15 protein-coding genes are annotated in these 14,451 nt (G+C 65.7%); 8 read left to right on the top strand and 7 right to left on the bottom strand.

Annotation, left to right across the window (positions count from 1 at the left end; translation table 11 throughout):
- Positions 1 to 446: 446 nt before the first annotated feature.
- The gene (locus tag ACFSCW_RS14605) at positions 447 to 797 is read right to left on the bottom strand and encodes a hypothetical protein (protein WP_380890715.1); all 351 of its coding nucleotides are present in this window, start codon (positions 795 to 797) and stop codon (positions 447 to 449) included.
- Positions 798 to 856: 59 nt separating this feature from the next.
- On the opposite strand from ACFSCW_RS14605, the gene glpX reads away from it, so the two are divergent.
- The 3 genes from glpX to ACFSCW_RS14590 all read left to right on the top strand — a co-directional run bounded on the left by glpX (position 857) and on the right by ACFSCW_RS14590 (position 3,951).
- On the top strand, positions 857 to 1,825 hold the full coding sequence (gene glpX, locus ACFSCW_RS14600; protein WP_380890714.1) for a class II fructose-bisphosphatase: 969 nt from the start codon (positions 857 to 859) through the stop codon (positions 1,823 to 1,825).
- Positions 1,826 to 1,895: 70 nt separating this feature from the next.
- The gene (locus tag ACFSCW_RS14595; protein ID WP_380890712.1) at positions 1,896 to 2,897 is read left to right on the top strand and encodes a hypothetical protein; all 1,002 of its coding nucleotides are present in this window, start codon (positions 1,896 to 1,898) and stop codon (positions 2,895 to 2,897) included.
- 52 nt (positions 2,898 to 2,949) lie between these two features.
- Positions 2,950 to 3,951, top strand: coding sequence for an ATP-dependent DNA ligase (locus tag ACFSCW_RS14590; RefSeq protein ID WP_380890710.1), 1,002 nt, complete (start codon positions 2,950 to 2,952; stop codon positions 3,949 to 3,951).
- Here ACFSCW_RS14590 and gatB read toward each other — a convergent pair.
- Entirely contained in the window at positions 3,948 to 5,432 is a 1,485-nt protein-coding gene (gatB, locus tag ACFSCW_RS14585) for an Asp-tRNA(Asn)/Glu-tRNA(Gln) amidotransferase subunit GatB (protein WP_380890708.1), read from the bottom strand. The genes ACFSCW_RS14590 and gatB overlap by 4 nt on opposite strands.
- A gap of 59 nt (positions 5,433 to 5,491) precedes the next feature.
- On the opposite strand from gatB, the gene ACFSCW_RS14580 reads away from it, so the two are divergent.
- On the top strand, positions 5,492 to 6,454 hold the full coding sequence (locus ACFSCW_RS14580) for a glycosyltransferase family 2 protein (protein ID WP_380890705.1): 963 nt from the start codon (positions 5,492 to 5,494) through the stop codon (positions 6,452 to 6,454).
- A gap of 27 nt (positions 6,455 to 6,481) precedes the next feature.
- Here the strand turns inward: ACFSCW_RS14580 and gatA are convergent, their stop codons facing one another.
- Positions 6,482 to 7,963: an Asp-tRNA(Asn)/Glu-tRNA(Gln) amidotransferase subunit GatA gene (gene gatA, locus ACFSCW_RS14575; protein ID WP_380890702.1), complete on the bottom strand. Its 1,482-nt coding sequence runs from the start codon at positions 7,961 to 7,963 to the stop codon at positions 6,482 to 6,484.
- Positions 7,963 to 8,250 (bottom strand): Asp-tRNA(Asn)/Glu-tRNA(Gln) amidotransferase subunit GatC, encoded by a 288-nt coding sequence (gene gatC, locus ACFSCW_RS14570; RefSeq protein ID WP_380890701.1) that lies wholly within the window; start codon positions 8,248 to 8,250, stop codon positions 7,963 to 7,965. The genes gatA and gatC overlap by 1 nt, the downstream gene beginning before the upstream one ends.
- A 160-nt stretch (positions 8,251 to 8,410) precedes the next feature.
- Between gatC and ACFSCW_RS14565 the strand changes: the two genes are divergently transcribed.
- On the top strand, positions 8,411 to 9,517 hold the full coding sequence (locus ACFSCW_RS14565; protein ID WP_380890698.1) for a DUF3089 domain-containing protein: 1,107 nt from the start codon (positions 8,411 to 8,413) through the stop codon (positions 9,515 to 9,517).
- Between the two features lie 107 nt (positions 9,518 to 9,624).
- The gene (ruvX, locus tag ACFSCW_RS14560) at positions 9,625 to 10,086 is read left to right on the top strand and encodes a Holliday junction resolvase RuvX (RefSeq protein WP_380890696.1); all 462 of its coding nucleotides are present in this window, start codon (positions 9,625 to 9,627) and stop codon (positions 10,084 to 10,086) included.
- Between the two features lie 153 nt (positions 10,087 to 10,239).
- Here the strand turns inward: ruvX and ACFSCW_RS14555 are convergent, their stop codons facing one another.
- The 3 genes from ACFSCW_RS14555 to ACFSCW_RS14545 are packed head-to-tail and all read right to left on the bottom strand — an operon-like array spanning position 10,240 to position 12,881.
- Entirely contained in the window at positions 10,240 to 10,860 is a 621-nt protein-coding gene (locus ACFSCW_RS14555) for a glutathione S-transferase N-terminal domain-containing protein (RefSeq protein WP_380890694.1), read from the bottom strand.
- A gap of 12 nt (positions 10,861 to 10,872) precedes the next feature.
- Positions 10,873 to 11,952, bottom strand: a complete 1,080-nt coding sequence (locus ACFSCW_RS14550; protein ID WP_380890692.1) for an NAD(P)/FAD-dependent oxidoreductase — start codon at positions 11,950 to 11,952, stop codon at positions 10,873 to 10,875.
- Entirely contained in the window at positions 11,949 to 12,881 is a 933-nt protein-coding gene (locus ACFSCW_RS14545; RefSeq protein ID WP_380890690.1) for an alpha/beta hydrolase, read from the bottom strand. Before ACFSCW_RS14545 ends, ACFSCW_RS14550 begins: the two co-directional genes overlap by 4 nt.
- A 48-nt stretch (positions 12,882 to 12,929) precedes the next feature.
- Here ACFSCW_RS14545 and ACFSCW_RS14540 point away from each other — a divergent pair, with 48 nt between their 5' ends.
- Positions 12,930 to 13,391, top strand: coding sequence for an A24 family peptidase (locus ACFSCW_RS14540; RefSeq protein WP_380890688.1), 462 nt, complete (start codon positions 12,930 to 12,932; stop codon positions 13,389 to 13,391).
- 45 nt (positions 13,392 to 13,436) lie between these two features.
- The gene (cpaB, locus tag ACFSCW_RS14535; protein ID WP_380890686.1) at positions 13,437 to 14,450 is read left to right on the top strand and encodes a Flp pilus assembly protein CpaB; all 1,014 of its coding nucleotides are present in this window, start codon (positions 13,437 to 13,439) and stop codon (positions 14,448 to 14,450) included.
- Position 14,451: the final 1 nt, after the last annotated feature.

Genomic DNA, 14,451 nt, shown 5'->3' with positions numbered 1-14,451 from the left:
GCTAACGACCCATTGCGGACGTAAGCCCCTCTCCCGCCTGCGGGAGAGGGAGGGGCCCAAGCCGTCAGGCTTGGGAGGGTGAGGGCCTGTGTCCAGCACCGCGCCCAGCGCCCTCACCCCGCTCGCGCCCGCAGGCGCGAGTCGCCCTCTCCCGCGGAGCGGGAGAGGGGCTAAACGTCCGCTCTCCACCCATTGCAGACAAAGCTGTCCTACATGGTGGCTGATCAGGCATACACTCGTGGATGACCGAGCCTCGCCTATGCCCGACCTCGCTCCCCACGCGGCGATCGCCGTTCGTCGCGGAACGTCCACGGTTCGCCATTTCCTATTTTCGATCAAGTCACTGCGGTAGAACGGAAATCCTGCATAACTTCACGAAAAAAGCGCCTCATCCCTGGAAGTTTGTGAACTTAAGGGCAGTTTCCCACCCAACGAGCGTTGAAAGATCAAGGCGCAAGCGGGCGATACTCCACTTTGCCGCCGCCGATCTTCGTGCTGACCGTCACGCCGATGGCACCGCAGCCGACCAGGAACGGGCCTTTGCGGTCGCAAGGGCTTGTCTCTGCGATCAGGCCGGCGCGTTCCTCGTGGACTCCGCGCATCTTCGGATCGCCGGGCGTCGGCACGACGAACGGAACGCGGTAGCGGTCCGCGTCGCGGCGGCCGCAGACCATGATGTCGCCGCCTGCCGGCGCCTTGCAGCGCGGGCCGGCGCTGGTCTTGTCGAGATAGGTTTCGATCGGGTCGTCGGCGGCCGCGGCCGCGGCGGCAATCATGATCAGGATCAGCGCCGCCATTCTCGACATCGCAACATCCCTCGCCTATCGCCGCGCCAACTCTGGGAGATATAGCTTCGATGGTTTCGCATAGCCACAATCTGGATCGCGTGCTGGTGCTGGAAATGGTCCGCGTGACGGAGGCGGCGGCAATCTCGGCTTCGACGCTGATCGGCCGCGGCGACGAGAAGGCGGCGGATGCGGCGGCGGTCGAGGCGATGCGCGCGGCGCTGAACACGCTCGACATCGACGGCACGGTGGTGATCGGCGAAGGCGAGCGCGACGAAGCGCCGATGCTGTATATCGGCGAGAAGGTTGGATCGGGCGAGGGCCCGGCGATCGATATCGCGCTCGATCCGCTGGAAGGCACGACCATCACTGCCAAGGCCGGGCCGAACGCGCTCGCCGTGCTTGCTATCGCCGAGCATGGCTGCCTGCTGAACGCGCCCGACGTTTACATGGAAAAGCTCGCGGTCGGCCCCGGCTATCCCGAAGGCGTGATCGACCTGGACAAGAGCCCGTCCGAGAATGTCCGCGCGATTGCCGCCGCAAAGGGCGTGAAGCCGAAGGAGATCATCGCCTGCGTGCTCGATCGGCCGCGCCACGAAAAGCTGATCGCGGAGCTGCGCCAAGTCGGCTGCGGCATCATGCTGATCCCGGACGGCGACGTGGCCGGCGTGATCGCGACCACCAATCCCGATACGACGATCGACGTCTATATGGGATCGGGCGGCGCGCCGGAGGGCGTGCTGGCGGCCGCGGCGCTCCGCTGCGTCGGCGGCCAGTTCAAGGGCCGTCTCCTGTTCCGGAACGACGACGAACGCGCCCGCGCCCGCAAATGGGGCATCGAGGACCTGAACAAGGTCTATGACCTGACCGAACTGGCCAAGGGCGATTGCATCTTCGCCGCGACCGGCGTGACCGACGGCTCGCTGCTCGACGGCGTGAAGCGGCGCAAGGGCGGCACCATGACAACCGAAAGCGTGGTCATGCGCGCGAGCACCGGCACTGTCCGCTGGGTGAAAGCCGAGCACCACAAAACGACTTAGCGGGAAGTCGGATGCGGTTATTGCGTTACCGGAACTAGGCGCTAAGCTCCTCCTAACAGGGGGAAAGTTCATGGACGACACGGAAACGCCCGGATTCGGGCTGAAGGTCGCGCGTCTGCTCAATCGCGCCGAATATATTTATCTGCGCATTTTGCGCGGCGTTGTGCTGCTGCTGGCGACGCTTCTAATCTTGTATGCTGTCTGGTTGGCCAGCGTGGCCTTGTACAAGATTAGCCGCTCCCCCGATTCGGTCGTCGAAAAAAAGGCGGAGGTCTCCGCGCCCGAACTGGTTGAGGCTGTCGTTCCTGCCCAGACGCTTCCGATTGCTACGGAGGCCCAAGAGGCGAAGGCGAGCGCAGAAGAGCATCGCGCTTATGGCCAGTTCGTGAAAAGCTATTTCGGCCTTTATCGTTCACAGTTCGAGCGCTTCAAGCGGCCGGAAGATAAGTCGCTGTCGCAAGACGAGTTCGATGATGCGTTCGTTCAAAGCCAGGACCGCTTGTCACGGATTGCGCAAGGCAAGCTTAACGCGAGCGAGGACTTGGCCGATCTAGATACGCTCCTCACCACCATGACAGCGGCGGCAAGCAATCCAGAGACCGTCAAGCGGCTGGAGCGTTACCGGTCGGCGGCAAAAGTGCAGACCTGCAACAATGTCGATCGAGTTCGGACAGAATATCGCAGTGGGTGGGATCGCTACAGCATGGCGTGTTCCGACTGGTATGCTGATCCTATGGGTTGCCCGGTGCGACGCCCTGTCGCCATCCCGTATCAGGAACGTGTTTGTTCGATGCAACTGCCGAAGGGCGTTGCTTCTTACACGCAAGTGTTCCGAGCGTTCCAGGACCGCTTCTTCGACCTGCTTACCTCTCGTCGCCAACAATATGCGGAAGAGGCCGCTCAAGAGCGCAGCGCGATCGAACTTGGAGTTTCAGAGGGCAAAGCCTCGTTCGGTTGGGCGCTTTATGTTTTTGGCGGCTTTTTGGTGTTGATGTTCTTTTTCCTCCTCATAGCGATCGAAAAGCACCAGCGGCGCCTGTCCGATGCTGAACCCGCGCCAGTAACAGAGTGAGCAGGGACGCGCTGCGTCGGTTGCCATGTGCTGATTCGCGCGTTGGGGCGGCATGGATGTGCTGGCCCCAATGGAAGCGAAACTGGTCGACGATCTGCCGGGCGGCGACGGCTGGCAGTTCGAGCCGAAGTGGGACGGGTTTCGCTGCATCGCCGTTCGCGAGGGCGAGCGGGTCGAGCTGATCTCGAAGTCGGGCAAGCCGCTCGGGCGCTATTTCCCCGAGGTCGTGGCGATGCTGGAGGCGCTGAAGGCCAAGCGCTTCATTCTCGACGGTGAGCTCATCATTCCGGTCGGCGACTGCCTGTCGTTCGAGGCGCTGCAGTTGCGGCTGCATCCGGCCGAAAGCCGGGTGCGCAAGCTCGCTAAGGAGACGCCGGCGCAGTACATGCTGTTCGACCTGCTGGCGATCGGCGGAAAGATGCTGGCGCCGGAGCCGCTGTCAGTGAGGCGGGCCGAGTTGGAGCGGTTTCACGCCGCGCATGGTTCGGCCTCCCTGCTGCTGTCGCCTGCGACCATCGATTGCGAGCGAGCCAGATCTTGGCTCGCCCGCTCAGGCGGCGCACTGGACGGCGTCGTGGCGAAGCGGTCTGACGAACCCTACCAGCCGGGCGAACGGGCGATGCTGAAGGTCAAGCAGATCCGCTCGGCCGACTGCGTGGTGGGCGGGTTCCGATATGCGTCAGGCAAGAAGGAGGTCGGATCGCTGCTGCTCGGCCTGTTCGGCGACGACGGCAAGCTGCACCATGTCGGCTTCTGCCCGCCGCCGGGCGACAAGGTGGAGCTGACGGAACGGCTGGAAGCGATGGTGGCGCCGCCGGGCTTCACCGGCGATGCGCCCGGCGGTCCGAGCCGCTGGTCGACCGAACGCTCCGGGGAATGGCAGCCGCTGCGGTGGGACCTGATCGCCGAGGTCAAATACGATCAGGTGACCGGCCATCGCTTCCGCCACGCAACGCGCTTCCTGCGCTGGCGGCCCGACAAGGCGCCGGAGCAGTGCCGGTTCGACCAGCTCGCCAGCGAGCTGCGGCCGGCGGAGCTGGAAAGCCTGCTTTAGCCCAGCGCCTTTTTCAGCAGTTCGTTGACGACCTGCGGGTTGGCCTTGCCGGCCATCGCCTTCATCGTCTGGCCGACGAAGAAGCCGAAGAGCGCCTGCTTGCCGGCCTTGTACTGCTCGACCTTGTCGGCGTTGGCGGCGAGGACCTTGGCGATTTCCGCCTCGATCGCGCCGGTGTCGCTGGTCTGCTTCAGGCCGCGGGCCTCGACGATCGCCGCGGGATCCTCGCGGGTTTCGAGCATGATCTCGAACACCTGCTTGGCAAGCGTACCGGAGAGCGTGCCGTCGGCGACGAGCGCGAGAAGCGCCGCGCCCTGTTTCGGGCTGACCGGGCTTTCGTCGATCGACAGGCCGAGACGGTTGAGCGCGCCGAACAGGTCGGAGATGACCCAGTTGGATGCGGCCTTGCCGCCGACCTTGTCGCCGGCTTCTTTCAGAAGCGCTTCGAACCAGCGCGCGGTCTCGACCTCGGCGGTCAGCACGTCGGCGTTGTAGGCGCTGATGCCGAGCTCGTTTTCGTAGCGGCGGCGCTTGGCGTCGGGGAGTTCCGGCAAGCTGTCGCGGCATTCGGCGAGGAACGCCTCGTCCAGCTCCAGCGGCAGCAGGTCGGGATCGGGAAAATAGCGGTAATCGTGCGCGTCTTCCTTGGAGCGCATCGAGCGTGTTTCGCCTTTGTCGGGATCGAACAGCCGCGTTTCCTGGACGATGCGGCCGCCCGATTCGAGCACGTCGACCTGACGGCTCGCTTCGTATTCGATCGCCTGCATCACGAAGCGGACGGAGTTGACGTTCTTGGTCTCGGTGCGGGTGCCGAACGCCTCGCCGGGCTTGCGCACCGACACGTTCACGTCGGCACGCATCGAGCCTTCCTCCATGTTGCCGTCGCACGAGCCGACATAGCGGAGGATCGAGCGGAGCTTGCGGAGATAGGCGCCGGCGTCGGCGGGCGAACGCATGTCGGGCTTCGACACGATCTCCATCAGCGCCACGCCCGAGCGGTTGAGGTCGACGTACGAGCGCGTCGGATGCTGGTCGTGCATCAGCTTGCCGGCGTCCTGCTCGACATGGATGCGTTCGATGCCGATGGTCTTTTCCTCGCCCTCGGCCGGTTCGATCGTGACGGAGCCTTCGCCGACCAGCGGGTGGTAGAGCTGCGAGATCTGGTAGCCCTGCGGCAGATCGGCGTAGAAATAGTTCTTGCGATCGAAACGCGACCAGCGGTTGATTGCCGCATCCAGCGCCATGCCGGTGCGCACCGCCTGCCGGATGCACTCGCGGTTGGGAACGGGCAGCATGCCAGGCATCGCCGCATCGACGAGGGACACTTGCGCATTCGGTTCGGCGCCGAACGCCGTCGCGGCGCCCGAGAAGAGCTTCGCCTTGGAGGCAGTGATCTGGGCGTGGACCTCGAGGCCGATCACGACCTCCCACTCGCCGGTGGCGCCCTGGACGCGGTAGCTGGATGATGCTGCGGTAGCCATAGCCCCCCTTCGCAAGAGACTAGCGCTTCGGCAAGACTTCGGTGCTAAGGAGCCGCTCCATGAATATGGTCGAACGGCTGGCGGCAACTTCGGCGGAAACCCATCCGCGCATTGCGGTGCTGCTCCCCTGCTACAACGAAGCGGCGGCGATCGCCCAGACGATCGAGGGGTTCCGGCGCGCGCTGCCGGATGCGGCGATCTACGTTTACGACAACAATTCGAAGGACGACACGATCCGCGTCGCGCGGGAAGCCGGCGCGTTCGTCCGCAGCGAGCGGACGCAGGGCAAGGGCAATGTCGTCCGCCGCATGTTCGCAGACGTGGACGCCGACATCTATGTGCTGTCCGACGGTGACGCGACCTATGATGCGACCGCCGCGCCACGGATGATTGAACGGCTGGTCAGCGAGCAGCTCGACATGGTCGTCGGCACACGCGAGAGCGACGCGCAGGAAGCCTATCGGCGCGGCCACCGCTTCGGCAACCGCATGCTGACCGGCTGCGTCACCTGGATTTTCGGCCAGACCTTCAGCGATATCCTGTCGGGCTATCGCGTGTTCTCCAAGCGCTTCGTCAAATCCTTCCCTGTGCTGTCGGAAGGGTTCGAGATCGAGACCGAGATCAGCGTCCACGCGCTGGAGCTGAAGATGCCGGTGTCCGAAATGGCGACGCCCTATGCCGCGCGGCCGGAAGGCTCCGAATCGAAGCTTTCGACCTATCGCGACGGCTTCCGCATCCTGCGGCTGATCCTGAACCTGTACCGGATCGAAAAGCCGGTCGCGTTCTTCGGCATATTCACGGGATTGTTTCTGTTGGCCGCGCTGGGTCTCTCGCTCGACCTGCTCTGGACCTATCTCGAAACCGGGCTGGTGCCGCGCATCCCGACCGCGATCCTGTGCACAGGGCTGGTGCTGCTCGGCATCGTCAGCCTGTCGTGCGGTCTGATCCTCGACACGGTCACGCGCGGCCGGCGCGAGATGAAGCGGCTGGCCTATCTGGGGCTGAAGGCGCCGGGCAGTTAAATCCTCCCCGGGACGGGGAGGATTATTTTACCACCACTGTCCCGGCCGCGCCGTAAAGCCGGCGCGTTCTTCGATCGCGAGGCCGGCGTTGAGGACGCCCTGTTCGTCGAACGCCTTGCCGATGATCTGCAGGCCCAGCGGAAGGCCGTTCGCGTCGAGGCCGGCCGGCACCGACATCGCCGGCAAGCCGGCCAGCGACGACGGCACGGTGAAGACGTCGTTCAGATACATCGCGATCGGATCGGCCGATTTCTCGCCCAGCGCGAAAGCGGCGGAAGGCGCGGTCGGCGTCAGCAGCAGGTCGCAATGCTCCCATCCGTCGTCAAAGTCGCGGGCGATCAGCGCGCGGACCTTCTGCGCCTGATTGTAGTAAGCGTCGTAGAAGCCGGCCGAGAGCACATAGGTGCCGATCATCAGCCGGCGCTTGACCTCCGGGCCGAAGCCCGCCGCGCGGGTGGCCGCATACATGTCCTGCAGGCCGGCGCCTTCGGGCAGCTCGCGCAGGCCGTAGCGGACGCCGTCGTAGCGAGCGAGGTTCGACGACGCCTCGGCCGGCGCGATGATATAATAGGCGGGCAACGCGTATTTCGTGTGGGGGAGCGAGACCTCGACGACCTCGGCGCCCGCATCCTTCAACCATTCCACGCCCTGCCGCCAGAGCGCGTCGATCTCCGGCGGCATGTTGTCGACGCGGTATTCCTTCGGAATGCCGACGCGCTTGCCTTTGAGATTGGCGGACAGGCCCTGTTCCCAAGCGGGGACCGGGAGCTGGAGCGAGGTCGCGTCCTTCGGGTCGAAGCCCGCCATCGCTTCGAGCATGATCGCGCAATCGCGGACGGTGCGCGCCATCGGGCCGGCCTGATCGAGCGACGAGGCGAAAGCGACGACGCCCCAGCGCGAGCAGCGGCCATAGGTCGGCTTGATGCCCGAAATGCCGGTGAACGCCGCGGGCTGGCGGATCGAGCCGCCGGTGTCGGTGCCGGTCGCACCCGGCGCGATACGCGCGGCGACTGCCGCCGAGCTGCCGCCCGATGAACCGCCGGGGGCGAGCGGCGCATTGCCGCCGTCGCTCCGCCGCCAGGGCGAGATGACGTTGCCGAACGCGCTGGTCTCGTTCGACGAGCCCATCGCGAACTGGTCCATGTTGAGCTTGCCGAGCATGCCCGCGCCTGCGCGCCACAGGTTCGCGGTGACGGTCGATTCGTAGGTCGGCCTGAAGCCTTCAAGGATGTGGCTGGCGGCGGTCGCCTGCACGCCGACGGTGCAGAAAAGATCCTTGATGCCGAGCGGGACGCCGGAGAGCGGCTTGACGCTGCCCGCCGCTCGGTCCTTGTCCGCCTGATCGGCGGCGGCGAGCGCATGCTCGGGCGTCTCGACGATGAAGGCGTTGAGCGGCTTGGCGGCGGCGACCGCGGCGTTGAACGCCTCGGCCACTTCGCGCGCGGAGAAGGCGCCGTCGCGGACGCCGTCGCGCAGCTCGGCGACGGTCAGGTCGGTGATCGCGCTCATTATTCGATCACCTTGGGGACGGCGAAGAAGCCGTGTTCGGCCTGGGGCGCATTGGCGAGCACCTGGTCGCGGATGTCGCCGTCCGTCACGACGTCGTCGCGCAGGCGGAGACGGTTCGGGATCACCGCGGTCATCGGCTCGATATCGGCCGTGTCCACTTCCTGGAGCTGCTCGATCCAGCCCAGGATGTTGTTGAGTTCGGGGACGAGCGCATCGGCCTCGGCATCGCTGATCGCGATGCGCGCGAGGCCGGCCACTTTTCGCACGGTTGCCAGGTCGACGGACATGGCGGCGCGGCTAGCATCGGGTCCGCCTTACGGCAACCACCACTCGTCACGCGGCCCCTTCGACAAGCTCAGGAGAGGCTTGACCCGGCATCCCGCTTCTTTCTTAGAGGACAGAAGAAGCGGGACCCCGGCTCAAGGCCGGGGTGACGAAAGAGAGCCCTTGGATCGCAAATTCCTCTACATCATCGCAGGGCTGATCGTGCTGGTGCTGGGCGCCGGCATCGTCTGGCAGCTTGCGGGGCAGAAGCTGATCGCCCAGGCCTTCGTGCCCAAGGTCGCGTTCAAGGCCGAACCGGCCCAGCCGAAGACGGCCTATGCCGATCCGCGCATGTGGTATTCGCGGCCGCCGAACAGCGCCGACGACCCCGCCTTGTGGGCGCCGGCCGGCTATGCGCCCAACCCGAAGCCGAAAGCGGCGCTGTTCTTCATCCATCCGACCAGTTTTCTCGACCGCAATGCCTGGAACATGCCGCTCGACAACGCCGAAGCGAACGAGCGCGCCCGGCTGTTCATTCGCGGCCAGGCGAGCGCGTGGAACGAAGTCGCGGAGGTCTGGGCGCCCAAATACCGGCAGGCCACGTTCGGCGCTTTCCTGACCACCGAGGCGGATGCCGGCAGGGCGCTGGACCTCGCCTATCGCGACGTCGCGCTCGCCTTCGACGAGTTCGTGCGCGACATTCCCAAGGACCAGCCGATCTTCCTTGCCGGGCACAGCCAGGGCGCGCTGCACCTGACCCGGCTGCTGCGCGAGAAGATCGCCGGCACGCCGCTCGCGAAGCGAATCGTTGCCGCCTATGTCGTCGGCTGGCCGGTTTCGATCGAAACCGATCTTGCCGCGCTCGGTCTGCCGGCCTGCGCTACGGCCGACCAGTCGGGCTGCATCCTCTCGTGGCAAAGCTTCGCCGAGCCGGCCGACCCGAAGCTGATCATCGACACCTATGACGCGACAACCGGCTTCAACGGCCAGCCGCGGAAGGGCACCGACTTTCTATGCGTGAACCCGATCACCGGCACGCAGAACGGCGAAGCGCCGGCTGAAGCCAATCTGGGCACGCTGTTCCCGAGTGACGATTTCTCGACCGCCGAGCTGAAGCCAGGCGTGGTGCCGGCGCGTTGCGGCAAACGCGGTATCTTGCTGATCGGACCGGGACCGAAGCTTGGGCAATATGTGCTGCCCGGCAACAATTATCACGTGTTCGACATCAGCCTGTTCTGGGCGAATGTCCGTGCCGATGCGGCGCGGCGGCTTGCGGCGTTCGGGAAATGACTCTCAGCATGTCATTGCGAGGAGCGAAGCGACGAAGCAATCCATCCGTGACATTCGCCGCACTGGATTGCTTCGCTACGCTCGCAACGACGAGCTAAGATGTTTGGATGATCTTTCATGCGACGAGTGACTTCCGCGCGGCGCTGCCGATGGGCGGGCGGCTGCTCGGGCTCGACGTCGGCACCAAGACGATCGGCACGGCGCTGTGCGATGCTGGCTGGTCGATCGCGAGCCCGGCCGAGCTGATTCGCCGCACCAAGTTCAGCGTCGACAAGGCGGCGCTGGACAAGCTGATCGCGGCGCAAGCGGTGAAGGGGTTGGTGATCGGCCTGCCGCTGAACCTCGACGGCAGCGATTCGCCGCGCACCCAGTCGGTGCGGGCGTTCGCGCGAAACATGGAGCCGACCGGCCTGCCGATCCTGCTATGGGACGAGCGTTGGTCGACCCAGGCCGTCACGCGCACCTTGCTCGACGCCGACGCCAGCCGCGCGCGGCGTGCCGAACTCGTCGACAAGATGGCGGCGGCCTACATCCTTCAGGGCGCGATCGACGCGCTGATGATGGGCTGAAGAAGAAAAGGATTGGTTCGCGCAGAGGCGCAGAGAGGCCGAACCGGCTCGATCATCGCAGCTTCTCCGGCGAAGCCGATAAACCGAATTTCCGCTAACGCGGAGTTGCAGACAACCTGCCGACTCTCTGCGCCTCCGCGCCTCCGCGCGAACCTATTGCAGGACCTTCATGCCCTTCTGCACCGCCGGACGCGCGCCGACCCGATCTAGCCAGGCGTGGATGCCGCTCGACCGCGCGAGAGTTTCGCCCATCGCGTCCTTGAGCGCGACGATCATCCACGGGTAGCAGGCGATGTCGGCGATCGAATAGTCGCCGCCCAGATACTCGCTTTCCTCCAGCCGCTTGTTCATCACGCCGAACAGTCGTGCGCATTCGTCGCGGAAGCGGTCGATGGCGAGCGGCACTTTCTCCGGCGCGCGATTGGCGAAATAGCCGAGCTGGCCGAGCATCGGGCCGAGCCCGCCGATCTGCCAATGCAGCCATTCGAGCGCCTTGAATCGGGCATGACCCGAAGGCGCGAGGAACCGGCCGCTCTTTTCCGCGAGATAGGTCAGGATCGCGCCGCTTTCGAAGATCGACAGCGGACCGCCTTCGGCATCATGGTCGACGATCGCGGGGATCTTGTTGTTCGGGCTGACCTTCAGGAAATCGGGCGCGAATTGCTCGTCCCTGCCGATGTTGACGCCCTTCACCTCATAATCCCAGCCAAGCTCTTCCAGCATGATCGCCGGCTTGCGGCCATTGGGGGTAGTCCAGGTGTAGAGCGTGATCATGCCAGTCTCCCGTCAGCGGAATCGATCGGGCAGATAGGGAGCCGGATCGACCTCCGCCACCGGGCGCCTAAGCAGAAGGTTCGCCGCCATACGCGCCGCGGCGGGTGCGGTCTGGATGCCGAAGCCGCCCTGCCCCGCGCACCAGAAGAAGCTTGGGCAGGCGGGATCGAAGCCATAGACTGGCAGCCGGTCGGGGGCGAAAGAGCGCAGGCCCGCCCATCGCCGCTCGACGCGCTTGATCGGCCAGTTCGCCGCCTGCTCGAATCGATCGATCGCGATCGCAACGTCCAGCTCCTCGGGCGCGGCGTCGCAGGGATCAACCGGCGTTTCATCGTGCGGGCTAAGCCAAAGACGGCCGCCGGCTTCAGGCTTGAAATAGAAGCTGCCGTCCATTGCCATCACCAGCGGCAGATCGGCAGGCGCTGGCGGATCGGCTTCGAGCTGGACGACCGTGCGCCGACATGGCTGGATGCCGATCGGAGCAACGTTCGCCATTGCTGCGACCGGATCGGCCCACGCGCCGGCGGCATTGACGAGAATGCCGGCTTCGATCTCCTGACCGCCTGCCCGCATTCGCCAACCGGCGCCCTCGCGTTCCGCGCGCTCGAGCGGCGCGTTGCAGCGCAGCTCGGCGCCCGCCTGGCGCGCTATCGACAGAAAGCGTTGATGCGCACCTGCAACGTCAATGTCGGTGCAGCTTGGCATCCACAGCGCCTCGACCCATTCGGGCGCGAGATTGGGAAGCCAGCGCCGCGCTCGCTCGGCCGGCCAGCGTTCGAGCTCGACCCGCCCTTCGAACTCGGCCGCGAATCGGTCCATCTCCGCCACCTCTGCCGCACGGGCGAGGTAGAGTTCGCCGCGCGGTGTGAGCAGGCCGGCATCTCTCAGCCAGCGTCCGGACGCGGATGTGAGCGGCTGGATCAGCGGGCCGCCATAGGTTTCCGACCAGAAAGCGGCAGATCGGCCGGTGGAATGATAGCCCGGCTGATCCTCCGCCTCGATCAGCAGCACCGATGCGTCGGCCCCGATTTCGGCGGCGAGACTCGCGCCGGCGATTCCGGCACCGACAATGACAATATCGAAGTGTGTCATCCCACGCGTTCGGCGAGGAAGGCGTCGATCTCCGCGAGGGCCGCGTCGCGCACCGGATCGGCTTCGCGCAGAATCTCGTGGGCCGATTCGGCGCCCCACATGCGGAGTTTGGCGTTGGGGAGACGCCGGGCAGCGCGGATGATGGCGCGCGAATCGACCAACCGGTCATGCTCGGCTGCCAGCAGCAGGATAGGCGTTGTCACCCGTTCGAGCTTGCCGCGCGCTTCCATCGCGAGCGTCGAGCGATAGGCAGCCGCGACCCATGCCCAGCTTGGCGGCCCGACATTGATCTCGGGGTTCGTCTGCTTCCACCAGAGCTCGTCCTCATAGCGTTCGGCATCGTGGGTCAGCAGCGCGCGCCGGCCTTTCATCGGCACGCCGGGACGCTCGTTCGTCTTCCAGGCGAGACGCTCGGGCTTGCCGACCAGGCACATCAGCGCCGCAACCTTGGCCGCGAGGCGCGGTCCGAACGGCGCGCTTTTCAGGCCGAGCATCGGCGCGACGAGCACCGCGGCATCGGGCGCGATCCGCTGCTCCGCCAGTGCGCGCAGCGTCAGGTGCCCGCCCATCGAGTGCGCGATCACGACATGCGGGCCCGCCGTCCGCCGCTTCCAGTCGGCGAAGAAGGCGGCGAGGTCGTCGATCCAGGGCGCGAAATCCACGGTATGGCCGCTCATCGGATCGGCCGCCAGCCGTCCCGATCCGCCTTGCCCGCGCCAGTCGAAGCTTTCGATGTTCCACCCCGCCGCACGCCAGTGGTGGAAGGTCTCGTAATATTTCTCGAACACGTCGCCGCGGCCGCCGAGGAACAGCAGCGATCCGCGGCGCCCTTCCCTGTTCCAGGCGAAGTGACGCAGCGGCCAACCGTCCGAGGCCTGCCAGTATTCGATCGTCGCGCCCGCGGGAACGATCCGCCGATTGATGGTCATCGACTCTGGTTACGGGTTTGCAAGGCTTCGCGTCTAGATGGCCTCGGCATGGCTAATCATGTCCTGCTCGCGATTCTCGCCTTTCTGCTGCTGATTGCGGCGGTAACCGATCTGAAAGCACGAATTATCGCGAACCGCCTGAACCTGGCGATCGCGCTGCTCGCCCCCGTTTATTGGTGGGCGAGCGGTCTCGCGCCCTGGCCGGACATGGCGCTGCAGTTCGGCCTAGCGGCGATCGTCTTCGCGATTTTCGCGGCGATGTTCGCGCTCGGCTGGATGGGTGGCGGCGACGTCAAGCTCCTCGGAGCGCTGGCATTATGGCTGCCGGTACAGCCGCTGCTGCAGATGCTGATCCTGATGTCGGTGTTCGGCGGCGCGCTCACCCTCGCCGTCATCGCCGTGCACAAATTCCGCAAGCTCAAAACCAATCCGGAAGTCCCGTACGGCGTGGCAATCGCCTGCGCGGCTTTGTGGGTCATCAGCGAACCGTATCTTAACCAGTTTGCTTGATGACGATTCTCAAGGGTCTCGGACCCGGTCCAGGAGTCGTCGATCGTGGATGTAAGAAAAATTGCTTTGCTCGTCGGGGCTTTGCTGATCGCGGGTGTCACCGCGATCATGGCCAAAAGCCTTTTTGGAAGCGCCGGAACCCCGGTCCAGGCCGCAGCGCCAGGCGCGCCGCCGGTCGATGGGCCGCAAGTGCTCGTCGCAACCCGGGCGCTCCCGGTCGGCACGATCCTGCAGCAGGATAGCTTCCGCTACCAGCCTTGGCCCAAGGAGCTGGTGCAGGAAGCCTATTACGTGAAGGGCGACGTTCCGCCGCCCCAGCCCGGCACCGTGGTCCGCTATGCGATCACGGCCGGTCAGCCGATCACCCAGGGTGCACTGGTCAAGCCCGGCGATCGCGGCTTTCTCGCCGCGGCGCTTGGCCCCGGCATGCGCGCCGTCACGGTCTCCGCCTCCGCCCAGAGCGGCGTCGCCGGCTTCATCTTCCCGGGCGACCGGATCGACCTCGTGCTGACGCAGGAAGTCGCCGGTGGTGGCAATGGCCCGCCGCTGAAAACTTCCGAGACGTTCGTCCGCAACATCCGCGTCCTTGCGACCGACCAGCGCACCGACACCGAGACCAAGGACGGCAAGACCGAGGTGAAGACCTTCTCGACCGTGACGCTGGAGGCCACGCCCCGCATCGCCGAGAAGATCGCCGTCGCCCAGTCGCTCGGCCAGCTCTCGCTGTCGCTGCGCTCGATCGCCGACAACAATGCGGAGTTGGAACGCGCCATCGCCGCGGGCGAAGTGAGCGTCGGCGACAGCAAGGACCCGAAGGCGGAGCGCCAGATGCTGCTCGCCGTGGGCACTCACCCGTCCGACACCGACACCACGTTCGTGACCGGCGGCGACGTTTCGCGCTTCGCTCGCCGCACCGTCCCGGGCACCGCCACCGCGGGCGCGCCGGCCGCCGCTTCCAGCACCTCGGGCCAGACCGCCCAGGCTGCGATTTTCATCGGGCCCGTCGTCAAGATCGCTCGCGGCAACGCGGTGACCGACGTTCCGGTCGGGGGTAGATAAG

The organism is Sphingomonas tabacisoli, from assembly GCF_042678385.1.
GTDB lineage: Bacteria > Pseudomonadota > Alphaproteobacteria > Sphingomonadales > Sphingomonadaceae > Sphingomonas_B > Sphingomonas_B tabacisoli.
Note: the sequence above shows the minus strand (reverse complement) of the source record. Positions and strands in the feature narration are given on the sequence as shown.

Coding starts and splice junctions, on each gene's coding strand:
- ACFSCW_RS14545 (WP_380890690.1), bottom strand. CDS start 12,881: ATGACCATCAATCGGCGGATCGTTCCCGCGGGCGCGACGATCGAATAC.
- ACFSCW_RS14540 (WP_380890688.1), top strand. CDS start 12,930: ATGGCTAATCATGTCCTGCTCGCGATTCTCGCCTTTCTGCTGCTGATT.
- ACFSCW_RS14590 (WP_380890710.1), top strand. CDS start 2,950: ATGGATGTGCTGGCCCCAATGGAAGCGAAACTGGTCGACGATCTGCCG.
- ACFSCW_RS14605 (WP_380890715.1), bottom strand. CDS start 797: ATGGCGGCGCTGATCCTGATCATGATTGCCGCCGCGGCCGCGGCCGCC.
- ruvX (WP_380890696.1), top strand. CDS start 9,625: ATGATCTTTCATGCGACGAGTGACTTCCGCGCGGCGCTGCCGATGGGC.
- gatB (WP_380890708.1), bottom strand. CDS start 5,432: ATGGCTACCGCAGCATCATCCAGCTACCGCGTCCAGGGCGCCACCGGC.
- ACFSCW_RS14580 (WP_380890705.1), top strand. CDS start 5,492: ATGAATATGGTCGAACGGCTGGCGGCAACTTCGGCGGAAACCCATCCG.
- gatA (WP_380890702.1), bottom strand. CDS start 7,963: ATGAGCGCGATCACCGACCTGACCGTCGCCGAGCTGCGCGACGGCGTC.
- ACFSCW_RS14555 (WP_380890694.1), bottom strand. CDS start 10,860: ATGATCACGCTCTACACCTGGACTACCCCCAATGGCCGCAAGCCGGCG.
- gatC (WP_380890701.1), bottom strand. CDS start 8,250: ATGTCCGTCGACCTGGCAACCGTGCGAAAAGTGGCCGGCCTCGCGCGC.
- ACFSCW_RS14595 (WP_380890712.1), top strand. CDS start 1,896: ATGGACGACACGGAAACGCCCGGATTCGGGCTGAAGGTCGCGCGTCTG.
- glpX (WP_380890714.1), top strand. CDS start 857: ATGGTTTCGCATAGCCACAATCTGGATCGCGTGCTGGTGCTGGAAATG.
- ACFSCW_RS14550 (WP_380890692.1), bottom strand. CDS start 11,952: ATGACACACTTCGATATTGTCATTGTCGGTGCCGGAATCGCCGGCGCG.